Raw genomic sequence first — 23,614 nt, forward strand, 5'->3', positions numbered from 1 at the left:
CGGAGCCATGGACATCAAGCTTTCACAGTGCTTCATCGCCGTCGACGACCACGACGCCGCGCTCGGCTTCTACCGCGACGCGCTCGGACTGGAGGTGCGCAACGACGTCGGCTTCGAGGGGATGCGCTGGGTGACGCTCGGCTCGCCCACCCAGCCCGACGTGGAGGTCGTGCTGGAACCGCCGGTCGCCGACCCCGGCGCCACCGACGCCGACCGGCAGGCCGCCGCCGAACTGCTCGCCAAGGGCCTGCTGCGCGCCGTCAACTTCCGCACCGCCGACTGCGACGCCACCTTCGAGCAGATCCGGGCCTCCGGCGCGGACGTGCTCCAGGAGCCGATGGACCAGCCGTACGGGGTGCGCGACTGCGCGTTCCGCGACCCGGCCGGCAACATGGTCCGCTTCGCCCAGCCGCGCCGCTGACCACCCCTTCCGGGCTGCTGGAACGGGTGTCGCCCGAGGTCGCTCGGGCGACACCCGTCCGGGAGCGGGCGGGCGGGCGCTTGCTCAGCCGGCGATCAGCGGGTAGTGGTCGGACAGGTCGGTGTAGGTGTACGAGGTGCCCCAGCTGCTGACCGTCCACGGCGCGCTGTGGAAGCGGTGCACGGTGTTGGTGTACTGCTGCGGGCGGGCGTGGTCGGCGCGGTAGAGGACGTAGTCGAGGTCCTCCTTGGGGTCGCCGGGGTAGCGGTAGGCGGCGATCGAGTTGTCGGCCGTGTCGAAGGAGTTCGCCCAGCCGTCGCGGGTGGTGGCCGGGGCCAGGTTGCCGTTGGACAGCAGCGCCGGGTACTCGGTGCCGTGCGAGTCGATGTTCAGGTCGCCGGCCAGCACGATCGGCTCGTTCGCCGGGATCTGCTTGGCGTCCAGGAACGCCTTCATGGCGCGCAACTGCTTGCCGCGGATGTCGGCGGCCTGGCCGGTGGAGCAGCCCGAGTCGGTGGACTGCAGGTGGGTGCCGACCACGTGGGTGCGCTGGCCGTTCACGTTCAACTGGGCATAGACGAAGCCCTTGTTGGAGAACCAGTCCGAGCCGCAGGCATCCTTGAAGACGTACTGCTCCTTGCGCAGGATCGGCCACTTGCTGAGCAGCACCACCCCGCCGTCCTCCGGCGTGGTGCTGCTGTAGCTGCCCGAGGTGGCGTCCCAGCCGCTGGTGGAGCGGCCCACCACCGGCGTGTGGTACGGGTACGCGGCCGAGGCCTTCGACACCAGCGCGTCGGAGGTCGCGTTGTCGAACGCCTCCTGGAGCACCACCACGTCGTGGCCCTGGAAGAAGTCCGCGCCCGCGATGGCCTGCGCCCGGTAGGACTGGCCCCAGTTCGGGTACAGGTTGGTGCTCATCAGGAAGGTGTTGTAGCTGAGCACGTTCAGCGGGGCGACGGTGAGCGGGGCGCTCTCGGCGGGCGCGGCGGCGACGGCCTGATGAGCTGTCAACAGGGTGCCTGCGGCAGTCAGTACAGCGGCGAGGCGGGCGGCGCGGGACACGGGCATCGTGGCTCCGGGACTGGGAGAGGGTGGCGGGTGCCGGTGGATGTTGGCCAGTCAACTCGGGGCGATGTGACGGGGACAAGACAGCGGAGAACGGGTCGGTGAACTCGGCCGAAACAGCGCCTACCGGCGAGTAGCGGATGGCCGGAAACGAGAGTGGCCGGAATGGAGGGTGGCCGGAATCGGGGGCGGCAGGGTGGGTGTCAACCGCCGGTTGACACCTCCGAAGTGTCAACCTAGGGTTGCCTCATGGCTGACACCACAGGAAAGAAGCCCTCCATCCGGCTCGACGACCTGATCGAGGGCATCAAGAACTCCTACCCCGAGGCGCTCGACCAGCTGTCGAACGCCGTCCTGGTCGCCGACCACCTCGGCGATGTCGCCGATCATCTGATCGGCCACTTCGTCGACCAGGCCCGCCGCTCCGGCGCGTCCTGGACCGACATCGGCCGCAGCATGGGCGTCACCCGCCAGGCCGCCCAGAAGCGCTTCGTCCCCAAGAACCCCGGCGAGGTCACCGAGATCGACACCGCGCAGGGCTTCAACCGCTTCACCCCGCGCGCCCGCAACGTCGTGATGGCCGCCCACCAGGCCGCCAAGGACGCCCACAACGACGAGGTCCGCACCGAGCACCTGGTGATCGGCCTGCTCGCCGAACCCGAGGGCCTCGGCGCCGCGTTCATCACCGGCCGGGGCATCGCCCTCGACACCGTCCGCGCAGCCGCCGAGGCCGCCCTCCCGCCCGCCGTCGAGGACGCCCCCGAACTCGTCCCCTACGACGCCGGCGCCAAGAAGGCCCTCGAACTGACCATGCGCGAGGCCCTCCGCCTCGGACACAACTACGTCGGCACCGAGCACCTGCTGCTCGCCCTCCTCGAGTACGAGGCCGGCACCGGCATCCTCACCGGCCTCGGCCTCGACAAGGCCGCCACCGAGACGGCCCTGCTCGACACCCTCGCCCAACTCGCCCCCGACGCCTGACCCGCCACAGACCCGGCGGGCCCGCCCAGGACGGGGGCGGGCCCGCCGTTCGCATGCCGAAACCCGGTTGACGGCCACCCGGGCCCGGCGGTTGGCTGCCGGGCGGAACGAGGTCGGACGAAGGGGGAGCTGCAGATGGGGTACCGACTCGAAGGGCCGGTGCTGGAAGGTCAGTTGGTGCGCCTGGAGCCGCTGGAGCAGCGCCACGCGGGGGAGTTGGCGCGGGCGGTGGGCGAGGCCCGGGACAGCTACGGGTTCACCTGGGTGCCGCGGCCCGAGGAGGTGGCCGGGTACATCGAGGCGCAGCACGCGCGGGCCGCGGACGGGCGGCTCGCGCCGTACGCGCAGATCTCGGCGGCCGGCGGTCGGGCGGTCGGGGTGACCGCGTACTGGGAGCCGCGGACGCTGCCGGACAGCGAGGTGCTGTTCGCCGTCGAGGTCGGGTTCACCTGGCTGGCGGCCTCGGCGCAGGGCACGGGCATCAACGCCGAGGCGAAGCTGCTGCTGTTCCGGCACGCGTTCGAGCAGTGGGGCGTGGCCCGGGTGGACCTCAAGACCGATGCCCGCAACGCCCGTTCGCGCGCGGCGATCGCCGCCGTCGGGGCCCGCTTCGAGGGCGTGCTGCGCAAGTCCGGCCGCTCCTGGGTGCCCGGCGAGGACGGCGGGCTGCGGGACGCCGCGATCTTCTCGATCATCGACAGCGAGTGGCCGGAGACCCGGGCCGCGCTGGAGGCGCGCGTCGCCCGCTACCTCCAGTAGGCGCTCACTTCCCTTGCGGCGGAGGCGGGTTGGCCGGCCCGGGCGGGCCGGCGGGCCGGTCGTGGCGGAGGTGCGGCCGTGATCAGGGGGTTGTCGCCCACTGGTGGGCGGTGCCCTGGTGGAGAGCGGCGAAGACGCGGTCGCGCAGGGCGTTGGCTTCGGCGTCGGTCAGGGTGCGGTGGAGGGGGCGCAGAACGACCTTGACGAGCAGGTTGTGCTGGTCGGGGCGGGCGCCGAGGCGGGCCAGGGCCTGCGGGGGGAGAGCGCTGCACGGGGTGCTGGAGAGGATCTCCACGGTCTCCACGCAGTCGGCGTCCGCGCCGAGGGCGTCGCGGACGCGGTCGCCGAGGTCCTCCGCGAGGTCGGCGCCGTCCACGGCGATCGACAGGTCGCGGCGGATCGGCGGGAGCGCGGACACCGGGCGGTACGGGGCGAGATCGGCGAGCTGCGCGATCACCGCCGGGTCGGTCGCGCGCAGCAGCCGGATGTCCGGGATGCCCTTGAGCAGCATCAGCACCCGGTCCAGCCCCATCCCGAGCGCCAGCCCGCTCCACTCCGGGCCCAGGCCGGCCGCCGCCAGCACCCCCGGGTGGGCGAGCCCGCACTCGGCGACCTCCACCCACTCGCCGCCGGCCTCGACGTCGAGCTGGCGGCCGGCGCGGGTGTACGGGTGGACGCGCGCCTCGGTGCGGTACGCCGCGCCGGGCAGCAGGGCGTCGGCCAGGACGGCGATCATGCCCGTCAAGTCGGCCGGGCCGGCGGGGAGTTGCCGACGGGTGAGGTACCACAGGTCGAGCTGGTGCGGGGTGCCGGTGTGCAGCCGGTCGATGCTGTCGCGGCGGTACACCAGGCCGGGGCAGACCAACAGGACGTCGTCGGCAGTCGCTTCCGCCGCGAGCGCACGCAGCGCGCCCGGGACGAGCGCGCTGGAGTGGCTGCGCAGCATCCGGCGGTCGTCCACGTAGCGGGTGTAGCGGGTGTCCCGAGTGACGTCGTCCGCACGGTAGTTGAGGTGGTCGTAGTTGTCGGCGACGGTGACGATCCGCTCACCGCGGTGCACCCGCGCCCGGCAGGACCAGAGCCGGGCGAGAGCGCCGGCGGCGCGCTCCACCAGCAGCTGGAGGGCGTGCGGGCCGGCGGCGGGATCGGTCAGGTCGCGGACGGCGAGATCACGGGCGAGCTGATCGGCGGACAGCGGAACGGCAGTGGACATGGTGCGGCCTCCGGGGCCTCGGGGCGGAATTCGGTGGGCGAACAACACACCCCCCCGGCCCCTGGGCACGACCCGCTGCCCGGGCCCGACCCGCCCGCCTACCGGCGCGACGAAACCCGACCCCAGCGGCGCCCATCGGGAGCCGGGGGGCCGGTAAATCGGCGAGAGATCGCAACGACGGCCACGGGCGGAGTCTACGCACCCCGGCCCGGCCACCCGCAACCGGTTTTCCCACCGCGGCGGCCTGCCGGCCTGCCGGACCTGCGCGACCACACGTCCGGCCTGCGGGCCTGCCGGATCGGCGCGAACCTGCGGGCTCTGCGGCTAGGCTCGGCGCTTTCGCGGAACGGGAGGCGGCGGGGATGGCGGACGGCCGGGGCGGGGTCGGGCAGGCGTACGACGTGGTGGCGGAGCTGTATGCGGAGTTGTTTACCGGTGAACTCGCCGGGCGGGAAGACGAGTTGACGCTGATCGGGGAGCTGGTGGCGGCTCCGGCGGTGGTCGGGGGCGGACTGCCGGTCGGGGATCTCGGGTGCGGGCCGGGGGAGGCGACGGCGTTGTTGAGCGGGCTCGGGGTCCGGGCGTTCGGGCTCGACCTGTCGGCGGGGATGCTGGCACAGGCGCGGCTGGCGCGGCCGGGGGAAGCGTTCGTGCGGGGCACGCTGCTGGCCCTGCCGCTGGCGGGCGGGAGCCTGGGCGCGGTGCTGGCGCGCTACTCGCTGATCCATCTGAAGCCCGGGCAACTCCCGCTCGCAATCGCGGAGTTGCGGCGCGTGGTGGCCCCGGGGGGCCGACTGCTGACCGGGTTCTTCGCGGCCGACACCGAGCACCCCGTCCCCTTCGACCACAGGGTCGCCACCGCGTACCGCTGGCCGGTCGACGCCCTCGCCGGGCTGTTCCGCGACGCGGGATTCGGCGAGATCGCCCGCACCGTGCGCGAACCCGGCGAGGGCGAGCGCTTCCGGCAGGCGGCCCTGCTGCTGGGCGACGCCCGGTAGGTCAGCCGCCGCGGTCGGCGAGGAGGACGAGGAGGGCGGCGAGCGCGGCGTCGGGCGCGTCCTGGTCGAAGGTGCGGGGCGCGGCCGTAGGGGTGATCACGCCCCCCGACGGTACCGGCCGGCGCCGTCAGTCGACCCAGCCGCGGCGGTGGGCCTGCCAGCCGAGTTGGATGCGGGTGTCGGCGCGGGCCAGTGACATCAGGCGGCTGATGCGGCGTTGGACGGTGCGCAGGCCGAGGCTGAGCTGTTTGGCGACGGCGGGGTCGGTGGCGCCGGAGAGCAGGAGCGCGAGGATGCGGCGGTCGGTCTCGTCGGGTTCGCCCGCGGGGACGGGACCGACGGCGACGGTCGCGGGGCCGGTGCGGCCGAGGGGGTGGGCCCACTCCCAGGTCTGTTCGAACAGGACGGTGAGGACGGTGACCAGGGCGGGCGCGCGGACCACCAGCGCGACCGGGTCGGCGGTGGAGTCGGTGAGCGGGACGAGGGCGAGGGAGCGGTCCGCGACGATCAGCTTGGTGGGGACCTGCTCGACCACCCGGATGTGCTGCTGCCGGTCCATCGCCTCGAACAGCGGCTGCGCCGCGCCCGGTTCGTCCAGGGCGCGGCGCTCCAGCACCACCCGGTAGGTGACGCCGCGTTCCACCGCCGCCGACTCCGCGCCGGTCTCGTCGGCGGCCACCACCTGGTGACGGCCCGTCACCAGCGCCAGCAGCTCGTGCTCCGCGCCGGCCTGCAACTGCGTGACGCGGTGGCTGATCGCGGCCCGCCCGGCCACCACCTCCACCAGGTCGCGGTCCGCCCGGCCCGCGCGCGAGGTCGCCGACCGGTAGGCCTCGGTGAGGGTGGAGGCCGTCAACTCGGCCTCCCGCAGGGCGTGTCGGCGGCCGGTGAGCAGCGCCTCCAGGGCGACCGCCGGGGGAGCGGCGGTGTAGCGGAGGTCGGCGCCAGGGGCGACCAGCCCGCAGGCCTGGAGCAGTTCGAGCGAGCCGGTCGGCACCGGGCCGCAGCGGGCGGCCAGTTCGGCGCGGGACGCCGGGCCGTGGGCCACCAGGTGGGTGTAGACCCGTTCGGCGTGCTCGTCCAGACCTATCGCCGCCAGCATCCGCGCTCCGTTCCGCCGTCCCCAGGACCACCCGCCCGCCGCCCGCCCGCACCGCCCGCGGGCGGGTGGCGGTTTGCCGCCGGGCGGTGATCCGCCAGCGCACATCATGACCGGTCAGTCCCGTCTTCTGCCAGGCTCACCGGCCATGACCCGAACCTGGAGGCGTTCATGACACGAACGGCGCGCATACGCGGCGCGATGGCCCTGGCGGCGGCGGGCATCCTCGCCACCGGCACGCTCACCTCGACCGGGCAGGCCCTCGCCGCCCAGCCCGGCACCCCGGACTCCACCCTGACGGGACGCCAGAGCGCCGCCCCGCGCACCGTCACCCTGATCACCGGCGACCGGGTGCAGGTCAGCACCGGGAACGACGGCCGCACCACCGTCACCGTGCTGCCCGACGGGCACGGCAACGTCCCGCTGACGTTCACCCAGCAGGAGAACGGCGACCAGTACGTCATTCCGCAGCACGCCTCCGCCGCGCTCGCCGCCGGCACCGTCGACCGCGGCCTGTTCAACGTCACCGCGCTGCTGCGCCAGGGCTACGACGACCGGAACGCCCGGACGCTGCCGCTGATCGCCACCTACCGGGACGCGAAGGCCGCCGACGCCAGCCCGCAGGCCCGCGCCCGCGCCGCCGGCACCAAGCAGCTCAAGGCCGTCGACGGCGTGGCGTTCGCGCCCGCCAAGGACGACGCCGCCAAGACCTGGAACCAGCTGGTCGGCCCGGACGGCAAGGGCCGCGACGGCCTGACCAAGCTCTGGCTGGACCGCAAGGTCCGCACCGCCAACGACGCCGAGAACAAGCAGATCGGCGCGCCCGCCGCGTGGGCCGCCGGCCTCGGCGGACAGGGCGTCAAGGTCGCCGTCCTCGACACCGGCATCGACGACCAGCACCCCGACCTGACCGGACAGGTCGACGCCCGCCGCAACTTCACCGGCGACACCGTCGACGAGGACGTGCACGACGCCGTCGGCCACGGCACCTTCGTCGCCTCCGAGATCGCCGGCACCGGCAAGGCCTCCGGCGGCAAGGAGCGCGGCGTCGCCGACCAGGCCCGGCTGCTGGTCGGCAAGGTCCTCGACGACGGCGGCTCCGGCACCGACTCCCAGATCATCGCCGGCATGCAGTGGGCCGCCGACTCCGGCGCCGACGTGGTGTCGATGTCCCTCGGCAGCCCCGAACCCAGCGACTGCACCGACCCGATGTCGGTGGCCGCGCAGCGCATCGCCGAACAGTCCAAGGCGCTGTTCGTGGTCGCCGCCGGCAACCTCGGCAGCTACCAGTCCGTCAGCTCGCCCGGCTGCGCGCCCGCCGTGCTCACCGTCGGCGCGGTCGACGCCAAGGACAGCACCGCCGCGTTCTCCTCGCACGGCTCCGTCACCGGCGCGCACACCCTGAAGCCCGAGATCGCCGCGCCCGGCGTCGACGTCAAGGGAGCCGCCGCCGGCGGACGCGGCGTCTACGCCTACACCTCGATGTCCGGCACCTCGATGGCCACCCCGCTGGTCGCGGGCAGCGCCGCCCTGGTCAAGCAGCGCCACCCCGAGTGGAGCGCCGCGCAGCTCAAGGCCGCGCTGGTGTCCTCGGCGCTGGCCACCGTCCCCGGCGACGTCCAGCAGACCGGCGCGGGCCGGCTGCGCGTCGACGTCGCCGCCGGCCAGAGCGTGCTCGGCGCGCCCGCCGTCGGCTTCGGCGACTTCGCCTGGCCGCAGCGGAAGTCCGACACCCGCACCGTCCAACTCCCGTACACCAACACCTCCGACAAGCCCGTCACGCTCAGGCTGAGCGTGCAGCGCACCGACGGCGACGACGAGTCCGCGATCAAGTCGAAGTTCGTCAAGCTCGGCGCCGAGAGGATCACCGTCGCCGCCGGGGCCACCGTGCAGGTGCCGCTCACCCTCGACGCGAGCGCGAAGCTGACGGGCGGCCAGTACGGCGACGTCACCGGCCGGGTGCTCGCCACCGCCGACGACGGCGCCACCGTCTCCACCCCGTTCAACGCGTACGTCGAGCCCGAGACCCTCGCCGTCCGGGTCAAGCTGATCGACCGCGACGGCAAGCCCGCCGCGGCCGACTTCGGCACCAGCATCACCATGGTCGACCTCGGCCAGGCCACCGGCAGTCGCCAGGCCCCGAACGCCAACGGCGAGATCGTCTACCGGCTGCGCCCCGGCACGTACGCGCTGAGCGGATTCGTGGTCACCCCCGAGCGGGGCGACCCCACCGGCGAGGCCGCGGCGAAGGGCGTCACCGCGCTCGCCATGCCCGAGATCCAGCTCACCAAGGACACCGTCCTCACGCTCGACGCCCGCCAGGCCGCCCGGATCGAGGTGCAGGCCGACCGCGACGTCCAGGTGCGCGGCGGCGCGCTCGAACTCGGCCGCTGGTGGGGCGACAAGTGGGTCGACTCCACCGGCGTGCGCACCGGCCCGCTGCCCGTCGAACTCTCCGCCTGGGGCTCCGGCAAGGCCCGCACCGGCGGCTTCGAGTTCGGCAGCTACCTGCGGACGGCCGCCCCCGAGGTCGTCCTCAAGGGCGCCGGCCTCACCCTGGAGCCGCACTACGCCCAGTACGCCGACGAGGCCCAACTGCCGCACACCGGAAGCGCGTTGCTCGCCTCCGCCGCCAGCGCCGATCCGGCCGACCTGGCCGCCGCCGACGCCAGGGGCAAGCTGGTCCTCGTCCCCGACGACGGCACCTCGCAGCGCACCGTCTCCACCAACGCCAAGAACGCCGGCGCCGTCGGCGTGCTGACGTACCGCAACACCCCCGGCGTGTTCGGCAAGAACGACATCAGCCTGGACGCGCCCGTGCTGCCGATCACCGCCGACCAGGCCGCCGCGCTGAAGGCCGCCCTCGGCAAGGGCGCCGTCACCCTCGGCTGGACCTCCGCCGCCGACAGCCCCTACGTGTACAACCTGGCGTTCCACGACACCGGTTCGATCGCCGGCAAGCAGCGCCACACCGTCCGCGACCGCGACCTCGCCACCGTCACCGAGAACTGGCACTCCGTCGGCACGCCCGTCCGGATGAGCGACTACCTCACCGTCCAGCGCCCGTGGAACCCGTACGGCGGCACCGCCGTCGCGCAGGGCCTGGTCGCCACCCCGTCCACCCGCACCGCCCGCTACACCGCCGACGACACCACCTGGCTGCACGACGGGCAGAGCAGCTGGCCGTTCGCCGAGTTCATGCAGGACCTGCCGCGCCGCTACCAGGCCGGGCAGCAGCGCACCGAGGAGTGGTACCGGGGCGTGCTGCGGCCCACCGCCGGGCGTGCCGCCGACGGCTCCGCGCTGCTGGTCGGCGAACGCCAGGCCGACCTGATCGGCGTCGACCTCACCCGCACCCTGTGGGGCGACGGCAACGCCGACCACACCGGCAGCCAGGCCTACTTCGGCGACCTGGGCACCGTCGAACTCTTCAGCGGCGGCGAGTCGTTGGGCCGCTCCTGGTTCGGCCCGATGGACGTCTGGGAGCTGCCGGCCGAGGCCCGCGACTACACCCTGGTGCTCGACCAGTCCCGGATGTACCACCGCGACCTGTGGCAGCGCTCCACCGCCGTCCGCACCGAGTTCGGCTTCCGCTCGGCGGGCGACCCGAACGCGTACTCGCAGTCGCTGCCGCTGCTGTTCCCCGACTACCGGATCGACCTGGACGGCAACAACACCGCCGCCGCCGGGCCGCTGCGGATCGCGCTCTCCGCCACCGGCCAGAGCGGCTACACCCCCGGCGCGCTGACCGACGCGAAGCTCGCGTACTCCTACGACGGCGGCGCCACCTGGACGGACGCCGCCGTCGGCGCCGACAGGGTCGCCGTCCTCGACCACGCGGGCGCCTCCGGCAAGAACGTCAGCCTGCGGATCACCCTGACCTCGGCGGACGGCGCCAAGGTCACCCAGACCGTCACCGACGCGTACGCCGTGCGCTGACGTCGACGCCCCCGGGCCCCACCGGTCTCCCGTACCGGTGGGGCCCGCTGCGCGCCGTCACGCGGGCAGCGCGTGCAGGAACTCCGCGACCAGGCGGTGCAGTTCGGCCGGGCGCTCCAGGTGGACGTCGTGCCCGGCGCCCGGCAGGCTCGCCGCGTGCACGTCCGGGCGCAGCGCCAGCATCCGGTCCGCGTCCGCCGCCGGAACGACGCCGTGCTCGCCGAGCACCAGCAGCGCCGGGCAGTGCGCCGCGCCCGCCCAGTCCTCCCAGCGGTCCCGGACGGCGTTCCCGTCCAGCGCCGCCACCATCACCTCGGTGTCGAACCGCGGCCACCAGCCGTCCGCGCGCTGCTCCAGGCCGTCCGCCCAGGCCTCGCCCAGCGGCCCGCCGCCGAAGAACCGCACCGCCGAGGCGCGCTCCGCGAACGGCACCGGCCAGGACGCCAGCAGCGCGCCGATCTCCGCCGGCGCGTCCGGCGAGGCCGCCGCGGCGGCCTCCACCAGCACCACGCCCGCGAACCGCCCCGGGTGCGCGGCGGCCGCCAGCAGCGCCGTGTGCCCGCCCAGCGACTGGCCCACCAGCAGCGGGCGCTCCAGGCCGAGCGCGTCCGCGACCGCCAGCACGTCCGCCACGTACGCCTCCCGGCCGAGATCCTCCGGGCGGCGGGTGGAGCGGCCGTGGCCGCGCTGGTCCACCGCCACCACCCGGTGCGCCGGGGCGAGGGCCGCCGCCAGCACGTCCCACTCGCCGACGTGCCCCGCCAGACCGTGCAGCAGCAGCACCGGCCGCGCGTCGGCCGCGCCCGCCCAGTCGCGGCAGTGCAGTTCGACTCCGGCCGCGGCCACCGTCCGGGCCGTCCACGGGCTGTGCGTGCTCATGTGCTCGTCTCCCAACGCTACGGGGCCGGTCGGCCACGGGGTGTCAGGCGACAATGCCACGCGACGGCGATGTCGATCAATGCCACTCGCGGTCCACAAGTGGCCGTATCGGTGCGTGGGATGACGGACCATCAGTAACGCCTCGACGCCCGCCGCCACTGCCTCGTACGTGTGCGGGACGTCCGCCGCCCACGCGCGGCGCCCGCCCGGGCCGCCCGCAGCGTCCACGTCGCCGACGCGCTCGTCGCCGACGCGCTCGCCGCCGGTGCCTCCGGCGGGTCCTGCGGGTCCCGCGGCGTCGCCGCCCGCGGGGCCTGCGAGGATGGGCGGACCATTCCGTCATCCCCAGTGAGGTTGTCTTGTCCAAGGTCAAGCTGAACACCAACCACGGCGACATCGTGATCCGCCTCGACGCGGAGAAGGCGCCCGCGACGGTCGCGAACTTCCTCCAGTACGTCCAGGACGGCTTCTACAACGGCACCGTCTTCCACCGGGTGATCAACAACTTCATGGTCCAGGGCGGCGGCATGGAGCCGGGCCTGCGCCGCAAGGACACCCGCGCCCCGATCCAGAACGAGGCCGACAACGGCCTGAAGAACACCAAGTACTCGGTGGCGATGGCCCGCACCTCGGACCCGCACTCCGCCACCGCGCAGTTCTTCGTCAACGTCGCCGACAACGCCTTCCTCGACCACACCGGCAAGTCCGGCCCCGGCTGGGGCTACGCGGTGTTCGGCGAGGTCGTCGAGGGCCAGGACGTGGTCGACGCGATCGAGGCCGTGCCGACCGCCTCCAAGGCCGGCCACGCCGACGTCCCCAAGGAGGACGTCGTCCTGGTCAGCGCCGAGGTCGTGGAGTGACCACCCGTCACGGCCGGCTGAGGTAGCTCAGCACCGCCAGCACCCGGCGGTGCCCGCTGTCCGCCGGGGACAGGCCCAGTTTGGTGAAGATGTTGCCGACGTGCTTGTGCACCGCGTTGTCGGTGATCACCAGCCGGGCGGCGATGCCCGCGTTGTCCAGGCCCTCGGCCATCAGTGCGAGCACCTCCCGCTCGCGCGGCGTCAGCGCGGCGGTCGGGTCATGGGCGGGACGGGTGAGCAACTGGCCGATCACCTCCGGATCCATCACCGTCCCGCCCGCCGCCACCCGGCGCAGCGCGTCCACGAACTCGCTGACCCGGCCCACCCGGTCCTTCAGCAGGTAGCCGACACCGCCGCGCCCGTCCGAGACCAACTCGCCCGCGTACTGCCGCTCCACGTACTGCGACAGCACCAGCACCGGCAGACCCGGCCTCCGGCGGCGGGCCCGGATCGCCGCCCGGACGCCCTCGTCGCGGAAGTCCGGCGGCAGACGGACGTCCACGATGGCGACGTCCGGACGGTGCTCCTCGACCGCGACGAGGAAGGCCGGCGCATCGGCGGCGATCGCCACCACCTCGAAACCCTTTGCCGTCAACAGGAGTTCGAGGCCACTGGCGAGCAGCACATTGTCCTCGGCGATCACGACCCGCACGGCAGCTCCACCTCGATCACGGTCGGACCCCCGACCGGACTGTCCACCCGCACCACACCGTCCAGCGCCAGCACCCGGTGCCGGATCCCCGCCAGGCCGGTGCCCCGCGACTCGTCCGCGCCGCCCGCCCCGTCGTCCGCGACCACCACCGTCAACCGGTCGCCCACGCGGGCCACCTGAACGCCCGCCCGGGCCGCGCCGCTGTGCTTGGCCGCGTTGGTGAGCGCCTCGGCCACCGCGAAGTACGCCACCGCCTCCACCGCCGCCGGAACCTCGCCGAGCTCGCCTGCCTCCAGGTCGGCGCCGATCGCCGCCCCCGCCGCCAGCGCCGCCAACGCCCCCGCCAGACCCCGGTCGGCGAGGATCGGCGGATAGATCGTCCGGATGACCGCCCGCAGCTCCGCCATCGCGTCCTCCGTGCCCTGCTGCGCCTCCGCCAACAGCTTCTCCACCAACTCCGGCTGCTCGCCCAGCAGTTCGCGGGCCACGCCGAGCCGCATCGCGATCGCCACCAGCCGGGCCTGGGTGCCGTCGTGCAAGTCCCGTTCGATCCGGCGCAGTTCCGCGCCGTGCGCGTTCATCGCGCCGGTACGGGTCTCGGTCAGCGTCGCCACCTGCCGGGCCAGCCGGTCGGCCGCCGACGGCGACAGCAGCGCCACGCACAGCCGGGCGTGCAGCCGCGCCAGCACCGGCGCCAGCAGGTACGTCAACGCGGCGAACACCGCCGCCTGCGCCGTCCCCAGCGTCAACGCGGCGCCCCAGCCGGTCAACGGCGCGCCGAACGCGAAGCCGCCCGCACGGGTGCCGGGCGGCAGCGCCCACCAGAGCGGGACGGTGACGGCCGCCGTCACCGCGTTGCCCGCGCACACCACGGAGACCAGCCCGAACGCCAGACCCGTGCCGGTGCTCGCGCCGACCCATGCCAGCAGCCGCCACCCGCCGGCCCGGACCGGCCCGGACGGCTGCGCGGCCAGCAGGCGGTCGGCGCGGCGCCGGTGCCAGGACGCACAGGCCCGCGCCGCCCCCGGCGCCAGCAGCACCGGCAGTACGACGAGCGTGGCCACGGCCGCGGCCAGGCCGGTGATCAGATATCCGAGGCCGCGCCACCGTGCCGGCAGCCGGCCGCCCCCTTGATCGTTCATTCGGACAAGTCTGAGTGATCGTCACCCGGCCCGGCACTACAGCCTGCCACCCTCTTTTTCCACCCGTGCGGGGTACCGACCGCACCGACCGGCTCGGCCTAGCGTCAACGGCCATGACCACCACACCGAACTCCGCTCCCCGCCGCCGCCGGACCCTCCTGCTGTCGGCCCTCGCCGTCCTCGCCGCCGGGGCGCTGACCGTCGGCCTGCTCGGCGCCGACGCCGCCGACCGGCAGGACCGGTTGCAGCACGACGTCGACGCGCTCACCGCCCTCGGCGTCACCGGCGTCCAGGCCCGCCTCACCACCCCCGGCCACCCCGACCGGACCGCCGTCGCCGGCGTCGCCGACGTGACGTCCCGCCAGCCCGTGCCCGCCGACGGCTACTTCCGGATCGCCAGCGTCACCAAGGCCTTCGTGGCCACCGTCGTCCTGCAACTCGTCGGCGAGGGAAAGCTCTCACTGGACGACACGGTGGAGAGCCGACTGCCCGGCGTGGTGGCCGGCAACGGCAACGACGGCCGGACGATCACCGTCCGCGACCTGCTCCAGCACCGCAGCGGCCTGCACGACGACTACCCCGACTACACCTCCGCCGACGACTTCCAGCAGCACCGCAACGACAGCACCACGGCCGCGCAGACCGTCGCCCGCGCCACCGCCCACCAGCCGGACTTCGCGCCCGGCGCCCAGTGGAGCTACAACAACACCGGCTACGTCCTGCTCGGCATGATCGTCGAACGGGTCACCGGACACCCCTGGCACCAGGAGGTGCACGACCGCATCGTGCGCCCGCTCGCCCTCGACCACACCAGCCGGCCCGGTGCCGACCCCGCCGTCCCGCAGCCGCACGCCGCCACCTACCAGCGCTTCACCGAGGGCGGCCCGCTGGTGGACGTCACCGAGCAGGTCGGCATGGGCGCCAACGGCGAGGCCGGCCTGATCTCCACCACCGCCGACCTCGACCGCTTCCTCACCGCCCTGCTCGGCGGCCGACTGCTCCCGCCCGCCCAACTCGCCCTGATGCAGCAGACGGTGGCGGTCGGCCAGGACTTCGAACAGCTGATGCCGGGCGCCCGCGACGGCCTCGGCCTGTTCTCCCGCCCGCTGTCCTGCGGCGGCCTCTACTGGGGCCACGAGGGAGGCGACGCCGGCTGGATCACCGCCACCGGCGTCACCGCCGACGGCCGCCGCGCCGTCACGGCCTCGCTGTCGGGCGTCCTCATCGCCTCCCCGGACGACGTCGCCCGGATCGCCGAGGCCGAGAACCGCCTGGTGGACGACGCGCTGTGCGACCGGGGGTCGTCATGACCGGGGGCGCGACGCGGCCGTAGAGGCCGGTGAGCGGGGCGGTGTGGTCGGGGGCGTCCGCACGGCGGGGCGGCGGGGCGGCGTGGCCGTGGAGGTCGGTGTCGTCCTCCGGGTGTACGCCGACCGGGCGGGTCATCCTTCGAGCTGATGATCGTCTGCGTGCGGTCGGCCAGCATGGGGCCGACACGTGGGCGGGGCGGCGTTCGGCCGGCTCGGGGGCGAAAAGGGGACGGGCAGTGCGGCGACGGACGATGGCGGTAAGCGCTTTCCTGGTGCTCGGGACGGCCCTCGGCACGCTGATTGCCTTCGAGGCCAACGGCACGCCCTACCGGGAGACTCCCGAGTACGCCGCCTCCCAGACCACCGGCCTGCGCACCGACCTGGCGCCGATGGTGAAGCGCTTCCACCGCTTCGGCGAACTGGAGAGCGCGCAGTTCGTGATGTTCTTTCCCGGCTCCGAACGCGACCTGGTCCCGATGCAGGAGCACCCGCTGCACGCCGTACTGCACCTGAAGCCCGGCCAGGTCGACCGCCTGCTCGCCGGCCGAACGAGCCGACCCGCGAGCGCGCCCACCTTCAACGCCGACGACATGCCGGCCGGCGGCACCGGACTGCCCGCCTCGCTCGCTCCGTACGTGCCCGCGAACGCCTCCTGGGTGGCCGCCCCTGAGCTCGCGAAGGTGCTGGTGTTGGCACGCGGCGAGGCGGAGGTCTCGTTCGACCCGGCGAGCGACACCGTCCTGATCTACTGCGTCAACCCCCAGGACCCGGACGAGCCGACGCCCTCCAAGCGCCCCGACGGAAGCATCGCCTCGGTCACCCCGTCGCCGTTCGTCCTGCCGTCCTGACGGGCCCTCCGCGCGCGCCGCATAGCATCGGACGGTCACACCGCCGCACCGTCATACCGCCGCACCGTCATACCGCCGTACTGTCATACCGCCGTACGTCCCGCAGGAGTGTCCGCCCATGCAGATCGACCTCGCCGCACCGCCGCTGCCCGCCACCGCACCCGCGCTGGCCCGCGAAGCCGAGGAACGCGGCGCCGGACGGTTCGTCCTGTCGGAGACCTCGCACAATCCGTTCCTGCAACTCGCCCGCGCCGCCGACCGCACCACCCGGATCGGCCTCGCGACCGGCGTCGCCATCGCCTTCGCCCGCACCCCGATGACACTCGCCTACGAGGCGTGGGGCCTGCACGAGAGCTCCGGCGGACGGGCGGCGATCGGCCTCGGGACGCAGATCAAACCCCACATCGTCCGCCGCTTCGGCATGCCGTGGGACCGCCCCGCGGCCCGCATGCACGAATACCTGGCCGCCGTGCGGGCCGTCTGGCACAGCTGGCAGACCGGCGAACGCCTCGCCTTCCGGGGCGAGTTCTACCAGCACACCCTGATGACACCGGTCTTCGCGCCCGCCCCGCTGCCCTTCGAGCCCCCGCCGCTGCTGCTCGCGGGCGTCGGCCCGCTGATGACCGCCACCGCAGGCGCCGCCGCCGACGGCTTCCTCGCTCACCCCTTCGGCTCGCCGCACCACCTGGCCACCGCCGTCCTGCCGGCCGTCCGCGCCGCCCGAGCCAAGTCCGAGGCGGAGAACGCCCCGTGGACCACCCGCCCGTTCGAAGTGGTCGCCAACGTCCTCGTCGCCACCGGCCGCACCGAGGAGGAGTACCGCACCAACCTCCGCCTCGTCCGCGAACGCCTCGCCTTCTACGCCTCCACCCCCGCCTACCGCCCCGTCCTCGAAACCCACGGCTGGGCCGACCTCCAGGACGAACTCCACCCCCTCTCCGTCCGCGGCCGCTGGCAGGAAATGGGCCACCTGATCGACGACACCGTCCTCACCACCTTCGCCCTCACCGGCGACCCCACCACCGTCGCCCGCGAACTCCACCACCGCTACGCCCCCCTCGCCGACCGCCTCTGCCTCAGCGGCCCCGACGAAACGGACGCCGCCCCCCTGCTCGACGTCCTCACGGCGGCGGCCGGCGCGAACCGGACAGCGTCCTGACAACGACGATCAGTCGAGCGGAGACGGCCCGGTGATCCGTCGAACGTGCCACTCGCGGGTGTCCTCGGCGCGCACGACGTCCAGCCCGCCGAGGCGGAGTGCCCGCACCAGCGCCTCTTCCAGCATGTCGGTGGCGTCGTACAGCGAGGGGTTCGTCGTGTCCACGGGCCGGAACTCGTCGGCGTCCATCAATTCGTCCGTCACGCCCCACGACACCGTGACGTGGTCGGCCACCTCGCCCGGCCGCCACGGGTCGTCACGGCGCAGTTGTACGCCAGGGGCGCCGCTGCGCTCGGCGACCGGCAGAGCGAGCAGCCTGCACACCAGCCTGATCCGCTCGACCAGGTCGAGCGGCAGCTCCATCTCCTCGGGTGTGCGGCTCCTGAAGTTCGCGTCCGTGCCCGTGTCCGTCATGCCGACCAGCGTCCCCCACACGCACGGACGTGCGGAGGCGAACGCCGGAATCCGGCGGCGGCCTCGACCGCGCACTGCACGCTCGTCCGTCCCCGCTCATGAGACGGCCCCCGTACCCGCCGTGAGATCCGTGCTGACTGTCGTGCCAACGTTCTGACTGGCAGTCGGCGCCTCCGCTGCGTCCTACTCCTCCGGCTCCCAGGCGCGGAGCAGGTCGAGCAGTCCGGGGTCTCCGTCCACACGCAGGGAGTTGGCCGGGATGCGGTCGTACATGTAGATGACCAGCTCACTGGCCGTGCCGTGGACGGAGGCGCCGGCCGCGTTCGCGTCCTCGCCGGTGGGGGCCGTGGGCGTGGCCGTGGGCGTGGGGATGCGGGTGGTGCGTGCGCCGTCGCCGTCGACCGTGAGGCGCCAGGAGTGGCCCTCGGTGGCGTGGAAGTCGAAGGCGGTGGGCTTGTGCGGCCAGGCGGCCGGCGTGGCGCAGACGGTGAACAGGAACTCCTCCACGCCGTCGAGTGCCACGTCGAGGGGCAGCGGCTGCGGGGCGTCCGCGGCGACCTGGACGTCGTACGTGTGCATCGCGGTCTCCTGGACCCGGTGCCGGGCGACACCGCCGGCCGTGACCGGCGACTGCGACACCGGCCACCACGTCCAGCAACCGGCCTCCGGCCCGGCCTCGCGCAGGGCGCTCAGCAGAAGCTCCGTCGACGCGGCCAGCCAGGCCGGCAGCGCCGTACGCTCCTGCGGCACCTCCAGCGCGGCGCGCGCAGCGACCGCCTCGGCCGGGGGACCGTCGGCGGGCCCCGCAGCGACGACGGCGGCCCAGAAACGGTCTCCCCCACCCAGGTGCTTCACCAGATCGAACAGCGTCCACCCGGGGCAGGTCGGCACCGGCGCGTCGAGATCCGGCGCGGCGGCGACCTCGGCGCGGAAGGCGGTCGACCGCTCGTCGATCAGTCGCAGCAGGTCGGGAAACTCAAGATTCTTCTGCACGCCGGATGTCTACCACCGCCCCCCGGCGACCGGACAGCGATTTTCCCGGCCCGCCGTCACATCCCCACCACCCTTGTATGCCCGCAGGAGAACGGCTGCGTCCTTGCCGGGGCCGGGGGAGCGGCGTGGCTAGCCTGGCGGGATGAGCGAGGAGCAGCAGCACAGCGGGAGGCGCCGGCGGCCGCGGTACCGGGCGCTGTCGCCGTTGCGGGAGCACCTGCGGGAGTCGTTCTGGTTCGCGCCGCTGGTGGCGTGCGTGGGCGCGGTGCTGCTGGCCGGGCTGACGGATCTCGTCGACCGGGAGATCTTCGCGGTGGCCACCGCCGAGCAGACGGCCGACACCCTGCTGTCGTTCACGTCCGCGGCGAAGAGCGTGGTGTCGACGGTCAGCTCGGCGATGCTGACGTTCATCGGCGTGGTGTTCTCGATCTCGCTGGTGTCGCTGCAGATGGCGGCGGGTCAGATGAGCCCCCGGGTGCTGCGCCTGTACGTGCGCAGCCGGCTGACGAAGGCGACGTTCTCGACCTGCCTGGCGACGTTCGTCTTCACGCTGCTGGTGCAGCTCGGCTACGACGAGACCACCGACCCGACGCGCGCCGTCTCGGTGCCGATCGTCTCGACGGTGGTCGCGCTCGTCCTGGTGATGCTGAGCCTGGCGCTGTTCGTGCTGTACGTGCAGGCGACGCTGCGGCTGCTGCGGGTGCCGCACGTGATCGACCGGGTCACCCGGGAGTCGCTGCAGGTGCTGCTGGCGTACCGCTGGCTCGCCCCGGAGGTCGCGGACGGCCCCGCCCCGCAGGGGCCGACGCTGCTGCACGATGGACGGGCCGGCGTGCTGCGGGACGTCAACATCCGCCGCCTGGTGCGGGTGGCGCGGCGGCACGGGACGGTGCTGCACCTGGTGCCGCGGATCGGCGACTTCATCGCGTCCGGCACCCCGACCGTGCTGGTCGCCGGCGGCACCCCGCCCCGGCCGGGCTGGATCACCACGGCGCTGAACGTCGGCGTGGACCGCACCATGCACCAGGACCTCGGCTTCGGCTTCCGCCAGCTCGTCGACATCGCCATCCGCGCCCTGTCGCCCGCCGTCAACGACCCCACCACCGCTGTGCAGGCCGTCGACCGCATCCATCAGCTGCTCGCCGTCCTCGCCCCGCTGCACCTCGGCGAGCTGCGCCACCGGGACGCGGACGGCGCGGTGCGGCTGGTGCAGCCGGTGCCGGGCTGGGAGGCGACGGTGGACCTGGCGTTCACCGAGATCCGGATCTGCGGCGCCGGCCAGCCCCAGGTCACCCGCCGCCTGGTCGCCGCCCTGGACGACCTGCTGCGGATCGTCCCCGAACCGCGGCGCGCCCCGCTGCTGAACCAGCGCCGGCTGCTGGAACGGGCCGTCACCGAGTCCGTCCCGGACGAGCAGAACCGGGCGTTCGCGCTCACCCCCGACCGCCAGGGCATCGGCTGAGACCCGGTAAGGCCCCGAAGCAGGACCCCCGACAGCGCTGGGCCCCGAGAGCGAAGGACGCCGGAAAACAGCGGATCCGCCCGGGAGGAGCTCCCGGGCGGATCCGAAGAAACGACGATCAGCTGGTGGCACCGCGGTTCAGCGAGGCCAGGTACTGGTTGTACGCCACCAGCTCGGCGTCGCCGTCGCGGTCGGCGGCACGGTCGCGGCGGCGGGCCTGCCGCTCCTCGGACTTGGCCCACTGGAGGGTGAGCGCGATCAGCACGATCGCGGTGGGGATCTCGCCGAACGCCCAGGTGATGCCGCCGGCGAGCTGCTGGTCGGCGTGCAGGTCGGTGCCGGGGGGCGCCGTCGCGCCGGAGAAGGTGGTGACGAGCTGCCCGGAGGCCATCATCACGGCCACGCCGAAGAACGCGTGGAACGGCATGCCCATGAACAGTTCCAGGATCCGCATCACGAAGCCGGGGCGGTGCGGGCCCGGGTCGACGCCCATGATCGGCCAGAAGAACAGCAGGCCGACGGCGAGGAAGTGCAGCATCATCGCCAGGTGCCCGAGCTGGTACTGCATCAGCCAGTCGAACAGCGGGGTGAAGTACAGCCCGTACAGGCTCGCGATGAAGATCGGGATGGTGTACGCGGGGTGCGAGACGATCCGGACCAGGCGGCTGTGCAGCAGCGCGACCAGCAGCTCGCGCGGGCCGCGGCCGCTGCCCTTGCGGGCCGGACGCAGCGAACGCAGCGTGAGCGTGATCGGCGCGCCGAGCAGCAGCAGGATCGGCGACAGCATGGACAGCACCATGTGCTGGATCATGTGGGCGCTGAACAGCACCATGCCGAAGTCGTTGAGCTTGGTGTTGGTGACCAGGAACACCGTGCCGACACCGGCGGTCCAGGCCACCATCCGGCCGACCGGCCACTTGTCCCCGCGCCGCCACAGCCGGACGGCCCCGGCCAGGTACAGGCCGAGGAGGAGCCCGCAGAAAGCCAGGTACGGCCAGTCCGGCGACCACCCGATCGCGTTCGAGAAGGAGTAGGGCGGCAGAGGGCTACCGCCGTGGTGGTGCATCCCGGCCATGCCGTCCATGCCGTCGCCCATCGGGCGGCCCCGCTTTCGTCATGCCGTCCGCCGCCGCGTCGCCGCGCCGCCGGTGAGGTCCGTTCCGGCCCCGGTCGGCCCGGGTCCGGTTTGCTCCGGTTTCGTTTCGTTCGGACCCAAGCCTAGGCGGCGCTTACGGAACGTCGGCCAGCACCCCCGGGGACCCGCCTCCGCCGGGTGCGCCGGCGCCGGTCCGCCCACACTCTGTCGGCCGTTACCCACGACGTGCACAATCACCCGTATGACGACTGCCACACCCCCGCGCGCCACGCCCGGCGGCCTCGCGCTGGGCTTTCTGACGGGTGGGGTGATCGGCGGGTCGCTGGCCGCCTTCATCGGAGGGTGCATCGTCGGGAAGGCGTCGCTCGTCGTCACGGGGCTGGCCCTGCCCGCGGCGTACGGCCTGCTGTTCTTCCTCGGCACGCTGCCGCGCCGCGCCCGCGACAGGGCCGCCGTGCCGCGGACGGCGCTCGCGATGATCGAGAGCCGGGAGGCCGTCGCCGGGGAGGCCACCGAGGTGCCGGTCCGGTTCGATCTGACCGTCGCTCCGGACGACGGGCCCGCGTACCGCGTCGCGATCCGGCAGGGCGTCCACGTCTCCGAGCTTCCCGACTACCGCCCGCGCGGGATCGTGGTGGTCGAGTACGAGCCCGAACGGCCGTGGAAGGTCCGGATCGTGACCCGGCCGACACCGGCCTGGGAGGAACGGGCCGCCGACGCGCACCTGGACTCGGTGCCCGGCCCGGCCATGACGGGCGACGCCCGGAAAGGCTGCGTCGGCGGGGTCCTCACCGTGCTCGGCCTGCTGTTCGGCGCGGCCTCCGTGCTCCTGCTGTCCGGCGCCGACCCGTTCGGCCCCGACGGGTCCGGCGCCGCGCCGCAACCGTCCGGCACCGTCACGTCGTCCACCACCACCGTCACCACGTCCACCACCACCGTGACGTCGGCCACCGGAACGGTCGCCCTCGGGGCGGGCCGATCCATGCTCGACCAGGGCGAACTGCGCACCGCCGTCGAGTCGTTGACGCAGGACGGGGAGACGCGCCGGGCGCTCACCGTCGTCGTCCAGGAGCGCCTGCTGACGATCGTCTTCGCGCCCGCCGGCGGGCAGGTCGCCGGGTTCGACCCGCGGGCGCTGCCCTTCGACCGGGTCGCCGCGCTGGTCGAGGACGCCGGCACCACCCTCGGCACCGGCTCCCCGCAGAGCTGGCAGCTGACCGCCGACGGCCTCACCGGCAGGCTCACCCTCCGGGTCATGGTGACCGGCGACCGGGGCGCGGGCAGCCTGGAGGCGGACGGGCAGGGCAACGTCCTGCGGCGCAACGGCAGTTGACCGGATCGGAGGGATGGGGGACGAGGGATGGGGCACATGGGGTGGCACGAGTGGCTGGTGCTGTGGTGCGCGGTGTGGGGCGCGGCGGCGCTGATCGGCGTCGGCATGTCGCTGGCCGGCCTGACCAAGGCGCAGCGGACGGTCCGGCTCACCGGGCGGATCGAGCGGGTGCGGGCGCCACGGCACGGCGGGTCGCGGCTGGGCGGGATATCGGTGGTGATCAGCTACCGCGACCCGGCCTCCGGACAGGAGGTCACCGTGACGAACGACGGCGAGCGCGGCGAGATGATCACCGCGGCGTGGGAGGGCCGCGAGATCGGCGTCAGCCATCCGCGGGGCCGACCGCATGCCTACCGGTTCTCCCACGCCCCCGAGCAGCCGTCGCGCGGACTCGGCCGGCCTGCCTTCGCGCTCTTCCTGGTCTACGTCGGGCTGGTGGTCCTCGTTGCGATCGACCGGGGGTGGCCGTGGGCACTGATCGGCTCCGGCGGGCCGCCGGCGATCCTCGGCGCCGTCCAACTGCCCTGGGCGGTCCGCGTCAGGAACACCCGCCTCAACCGGCTGGCCGCGATGGAGACCGTGCCGGGCCGGGTCGTCGCCGTCCTCAAGGACATCAGAGTCGACCCGGACGACGGCCCCACCACCACCATCACTCCGGTGGTCTCCTTCACCACCCACGAGGGCACCACCGTCACCGCCCACTGCACCTCCCACCTCCCTGACCCCGCAGGCGCGCACGGCCGCGACGTCAAGGTCCACTACACGGCCGCCGACCCGTCCGACTTCACCCTGGACCGAGCCGCCGAACACCACTCGGAGAAGCGGACCGTGGCCATCCACGCCCTGGCGACAGCCCTGCTGACGGCGACGGCCGTGGCGGGAGTAGTGCTCCTCCGCAGGTGAGTCGGCTCTCCGGGACGGGCGCTCTCGTTGCTGCGGCCGGCGATCCGGCCGACACAGGCCGGCTTTCAGGGGGCCGGAGGCGATCTCG

21 protein-coding genes are annotated in these 23,614 nt (G+C 73.8%); 12 read left to right on the top strand and 9 right to left on the bottom strand.

What is annotated here, in order from left to right; all coding sequences use genetic code 11:
- The first annotated feature begins 7 nt into the window (after window positions 1-7).
- Entirely contained in the window at window positions 8-421 is a 414-nt protein-coding gene (locus ACFV4P_RS03275) for a VOC family protein (RefSeq protein ID WP_043907915.1), read from the top strand.
- 84 nt (window positions 422-505) lie between these two features.
- Here ACFV4P_RS03275 and sph read toward each other — a convergent pair whose 3' ends face one another.
- Window positions 506-1,489, bottom strand: coding sequence for a sphingomyelin phosphodiesterase (sph, locus tag ACFV4P_RS03280; protein ID WP_380466759.1), 984 nt, complete (start codon window positions 1,487-1,489; stop codon window positions 506-508).
- A gap of 246 nt (window positions 1,490-1,735) precedes the next feature.
- On the opposite strand from sph, the gene ACFV4P_RS03285 reads away from it, so the two are divergent.
- Together ACFV4P_RS03285 and ACFV4P_RS03290 are read left to right on the top strand one after the other, a co-directional pair.
- The gene (locus ACFV4P_RS03285) at window positions 1,736-2,467 is read left to right on the top strand and encodes a Clp protease N-terminal domain-containing protein (protein WP_380466762.1); all 732 of its coding nucleotides are present in this window, start codon (window positions 1,736-1,738) and stop codon (window positions 2,465-2,467) included.
- Window positions 2,468-2,602: 135 nt separating this feature from the next.
- A complete protein-coding gene (locus tag ACFV4P_RS03290) occupies window positions 2,603-3,226 on the top strand; it encodes a GNAT family N-acetyltransferase (protein WP_380466765.1) in 624 nt (207 codons plus the stop codon).
- Window positions 3,227-3,308: 82 nt separating this feature from the next.
- Here the strand turns inward: ACFV4P_RS03290 and ACFV4P_RS03295 are convergent, their stop codons facing one another.
- Window positions 3,309-4,439, bottom strand: coding sequence for a hypothetical protein (locus tag ACFV4P_RS03295; RefSeq protein WP_380466768.1), 1,131 nt, complete (start codon window positions 4,437-4,439; stop codon window positions 3,309-3,311).
- A 362-nt stretch (window positions 4,440-4,801) separates the two neighbouring features.
- Between ACFV4P_RS03295 and ACFV4P_RS03300 the strand changes: the two genes are divergently transcribed.
- Window positions 4,802-5,437 carry a class I SAM-dependent methyltransferase gene (locus ACFV4P_RS03300; protein WP_380466771.1) on the top strand — a complete coding sequence of 212 codons (636 nt, stop codon included), beginning with the start codon at window positions 4,802-4,804 and terminating at the stop codon, window positions 5,435-5,437.
- 127 nt (window positions 5,438-5,564) lie between these two features.
- Here the strand turns inward: ACFV4P_RS03300 and ACFV4P_RS03305 are convergent, their stop codons facing one another.
- Complete coding sequence (locus ACFV4P_RS03305; RefSeq protein ID WP_380466774.1) at window positions 5,565-6,539, bottom strand: helix-turn-helix transcriptional regulator; 975 nt, start codon at window positions 6,537-6,539, stop codon at window positions 5,565-5,567.
- Window positions 6,540-6,707: 168 nt separating this feature from the next.
- On the opposite strand from ACFV4P_RS03305, the gene ACFV4P_RS03310 reads away from it, so the two are divergent.
- On the top strand, window positions 6,708-10,475 hold the full coding sequence (locus tag ACFV4P_RS03310; protein WP_380466777.1) for a S8 family serine peptidase: 3,768 nt from the start codon (window positions 6,708-6,710) through the stop codon (window positions 10,473-10,475).
- Window positions 10,476-10,532: 57 nt separating this feature from the next.
- Here the strand turns inward: ACFV4P_RS03310 and ACFV4P_RS03315 are convergent, their stop codons facing one another.
- Window positions 10,533-11,354: an alpha/beta fold hydrolase gene (locus ACFV4P_RS03315; RefSeq protein ID WP_380466780.1), complete on the bottom strand. Its 822-nt coding sequence runs from the start codon at window positions 11,352-11,354 to the stop codon at window positions 10,533-10,535.
- 359 nt (window positions 11,355-11,713) lie between these two features.
- Between ACFV4P_RS03315 and ACFV4P_RS03320 the strand changes: the two genes are divergently transcribed.
- Window positions 11,714-12,214: a peptidylprolyl isomerase gene (locus tag ACFV4P_RS03320; RefSeq protein WP_380466783.1), complete on the top strand. Its 501-nt coding sequence runs from the start codon at window positions 11,714-11,716 to the stop codon at window positions 12,212-12,214.
- Between the two features lie 7 nt (window positions 12,215-12,221).
- On the opposite strand, the gene ACFV4P_RS03325 is transcribed toward ACFV4P_RS03320, so the two are convergent.
- Both ACFV4P_RS03325 and ACFV4P_RS03330 read right to left on the bottom strand, forming a co-directional pair.
- A complete protein-coding gene (locus ACFV4P_RS03325; RefSeq protein WP_380466786.1) occupies window positions 12,222-12,866 on the bottom strand; it encodes a LuxR C-terminal-related transcriptional regulator in 645 nt (214 codons plus the stop codon).
- Window positions 12,854-14,008 carry a histidine kinase gene (locus ACFV4P_RS03330; RefSeq protein ID WP_380466789.1) on the bottom strand — a complete coding sequence of 385 codons (1,155 nt, stop codon included), beginning with the start codon at window positions 14,006-14,008 and terminating at the stop codon, window positions 12,854-12,856. The genes ACFV4P_RS03325 and ACFV4P_RS03330 overlap by 13 nt, the downstream gene beginning before the upstream one ends.
- 113 nt (window positions 14,009-14,121) lie before the next feature.
- On the opposite strand from ACFV4P_RS03330, the gene ACFV4P_RS03335 reads away from it, so the two are divergent.
- The 3 genes from ACFV4P_RS03335 to ACFV4P_RS03345 all read left to right on the top strand — a co-directional run bounded on the left by ACFV4P_RS03335 (window position 14,122) and on the right by ACFV4P_RS03345 (window position 17,325).
- Window positions 14,122-15,318, top strand: coding sequence for a serine hydrolase domain-containing protein (locus tag ACFV4P_RS03335; RefSeq protein WP_380466792.1), 1,197 nt, complete (start codon window positions 14,122-14,124; stop codon window positions 15,316-15,318).
- Window positions 15,319-15,569: 251 nt separating this feature from the next.
- The gene (locus tag ACFV4P_RS03340; RefSeq protein WP_380466795.1) at window positions 15,570-16,166 is read left to right on the top strand and encodes a hypothetical protein; all 597 of its coding nucleotides are present in this window, start codon (window positions 15,570-15,572) and stop codon (window positions 16,164-16,166) included.
- Window positions 16,167-16,284: 118 nt separating this feature from the next.
- Complete coding sequence (locus tag ACFV4P_RS03345; RefSeq protein WP_380466798.1) at window positions 16,285-17,325, top strand: TIGR03617 family F420-dependent LLM class oxidoreductase; 1,041 nt, start codon at window positions 16,285-16,287, stop codon at window positions 17,323-17,325.
- A gap of 9 nt (window positions 17,326-17,334) precedes the next feature.
- Here the strand turns inward: ACFV4P_RS03345 and ACFV4P_RS03350 are convergent, their stop codons facing one another.
- Entirely contained in the window at window positions 17,335-17,739 is a 405-nt protein-coding gene (locus ACFV4P_RS03350; RefSeq protein ID WP_380466801.1) for a hypothetical protein, read from the bottom strand.
- 183 nt (window positions 17,740-17,922) lie between these two features.
- Window positions 17,923-18,732 carry a maleylpyruvate isomerase family mycothiol-dependent enzyme gene (locus ACFV4P_RS03355; RefSeq protein ID WP_380466803.1) on the bottom strand — a complete coding sequence of 270 codons (810 nt, stop codon included), beginning with the start codon at window positions 18,730-18,732 and terminating at the stop codon, window positions 17,923-17,925.
- Between the two features lie 142 nt (window positions 18,733-18,874).
- Here ACFV4P_RS03355 and ACFV4P_RS03360 point away from each other — a divergent pair, with 142 nt between their 5' ends.
- A complete protein-coding gene (locus tag ACFV4P_RS03360; RefSeq protein WP_380466806.1) occupies window positions 18,875-20,194 on the top strand; it encodes a DUF2254 domain-containing protein in 1,320 nt (439 codons plus the stop codon).
- Between the two features lie 118 nt (window positions 20,195-20,312).
- On the opposite strand, the gene ACFV4P_RS03365 is transcribed toward ACFV4P_RS03360, so the two are convergent.
- Window positions 20,313-21,260, bottom strand: a complete 948-nt coding sequence (locus ACFV4P_RS03365; RefSeq protein WP_380467113.1) for a cytochrome c oxidase assembly protein — start codon at window positions 21,258-21,260, stop codon at window positions 20,313-20,315.
- Between the two features lie 271 nt (window positions 21,261-21,531).
- Here ACFV4P_RS03365 and ACFV4P_RS03370 point away from each other — a divergent pair, with 271 nt between their 5' ends.
- Window positions 21,532-22,623 (top strand): hypothetical protein, encoded by a 1,092-nt coding sequence (locus tag ACFV4P_RS03370; protein ID WP_380466808.1) that lies wholly within the window; start codon window positions 21,532-21,534, stop codon window positions 22,621-22,623.
- A gap of 36 nt (window positions 22,624-22,659) precedes the next feature.
- Window positions 22,660-23,526: a DUF3592 domain-containing protein gene (locus ACFV4P_RS03375; RefSeq protein ID WP_380466811.1), complete on the top strand. Its 867-nt coding sequence runs from the start codon at window positions 22,660-22,662 to the stop codon at window positions 23,524-23,526.
- The last annotated feature ends 88 nt before the right edge of the window (window positions 23,527-23,614 follow it).

The organism is Kitasatospora sp. NPDC059795, assembly GCF_042732175.1.
Lineage (GTDB): Bacteria > Actinomycetota > Actinomycetes > Streptomycetales > Streptomycetaceae > Kitasatospora.

Coding starts and splice junctions, on each gene's coding strand:
- ACFV4P_RS03360 (WP_380466806.1), top strand. CDS start 18,875: ATGAGCGAGGAGCAGCAGCACAGCGGGAGGCGCCGGCGGCCGCGGTAC.
- ACFV4P_RS03310 (WP_380466777.1), top strand. CDS start 6,708: ATGACACGAACGGCGCGCATACGCGGCGCGATGGCCCTGGCGGCGGCG.
- ACFV4P_RS03295 (WP_380466768.1), bottom strand. CDS start 4,439: ATGTCCACTGCCGTTCCGCTGTCCGCCGATCAGCTCGCCCGTGATCTC.
- ACFV4P_RS03330 (WP_380466789.1), bottom strand. CDS start 14,008: ATGAACGATCAAGGGGGCGGCCGGCTGCCGGCACGGTGGCGCGGCCTC.
- ACFV4P_RS03315 (WP_380466780.1), bottom strand. CDS start 11,354: ATGAGCACGCACAGCCCGTGGACGGCCCGGACGGTGGCCGCGGCCGGA.
- ACFV4P_RS03285 (WP_380466762.1), top strand. CDS start 1,736: ATGGCTGACACCACAGGAAAGAAGCCCTCCATCCGGCTCGACGACCTG.
- ACFV4P_RS03365 (WP_380467113.1), bottom strand. CDS start 21,260: ATGCACCACCACGGCGGTAGCCCTCTGCCGCCCTACTCCTTCTCGAAC.
- sph (WP_380466759.1), bottom strand. CDS start 1,489: ATGCCCGTGTCCCGCGCCGCCCGCCTCGCCGCTGTACTGACTGCCGCA.
- ACFV4P_RS03350 (WP_380466801.1), bottom strand. CDS start 17,739: ATGACGGACACGGGCACGGACGCGAACTTCAGGAGCCGCACACCCGAG.
- ACFV4P_RS03275 (WP_043907915.1), top strand. CDS start 8: ATGGACATCAAGCTTTCACAGTGCTTCATCGCCGTCGACGACCACGAC.
- ACFV4P_RS03305 (WP_380466774.1), bottom strand. CDS start 6,539: ATGCTGGCGGCGATAGGTCTGGACGAGCACGCCGAACGGGTCTACACC.
- ACFV4P_RS03370 (WP_380466808.1), top strand. CDS start 21,532: ATGACGACTGCCACACCCCCGCGCGCCACGCCCGGCGGCCTCGCGCTG.
- ACFV4P_RS03345 (WP_380466798.1), top strand. CDS start 16,285: ATGCAGATCGACCTCGCCGCACCGCCGCTGCCCGCCACCGCACCCGCG.
- ACFV4P_RS03340 (WP_380466795.1), top strand. CDS start 15,570: ATGGCGGTAAGCGCTTTCCTGGTGCTCGGGACGGCCCTCGGCACGCTG.
- ACFV4P_RS03335 (WP_380466792.1), top strand. CDS start 14,122: ATGACCACCACACCGAACTCCGCTCCCCGCCGCCGCCGGACCCTCCTG.
- ACFV4P_RS03290 (WP_380466765.1), top strand. CDS start 2,603: ATGGGGTACCGACTCGAAGGGCCGGTGCTGGAAGGTCAGTTGGTGCGC.
- ACFV4P_RS03300 (WP_380466771.1), top strand. CDS start 4,802: ATGGCGGACGGCCGGGGCGGGGTCGGGCAGGCGTACGACGTGGTGGCG.
- ACFV4P_RS03375 (WP_380466811.1), top strand. CDS start 22,660: ATGGGGTGGCACGAGTGGCTGGTGCTGTGGTGCGCGGTGTGGGGCGCG.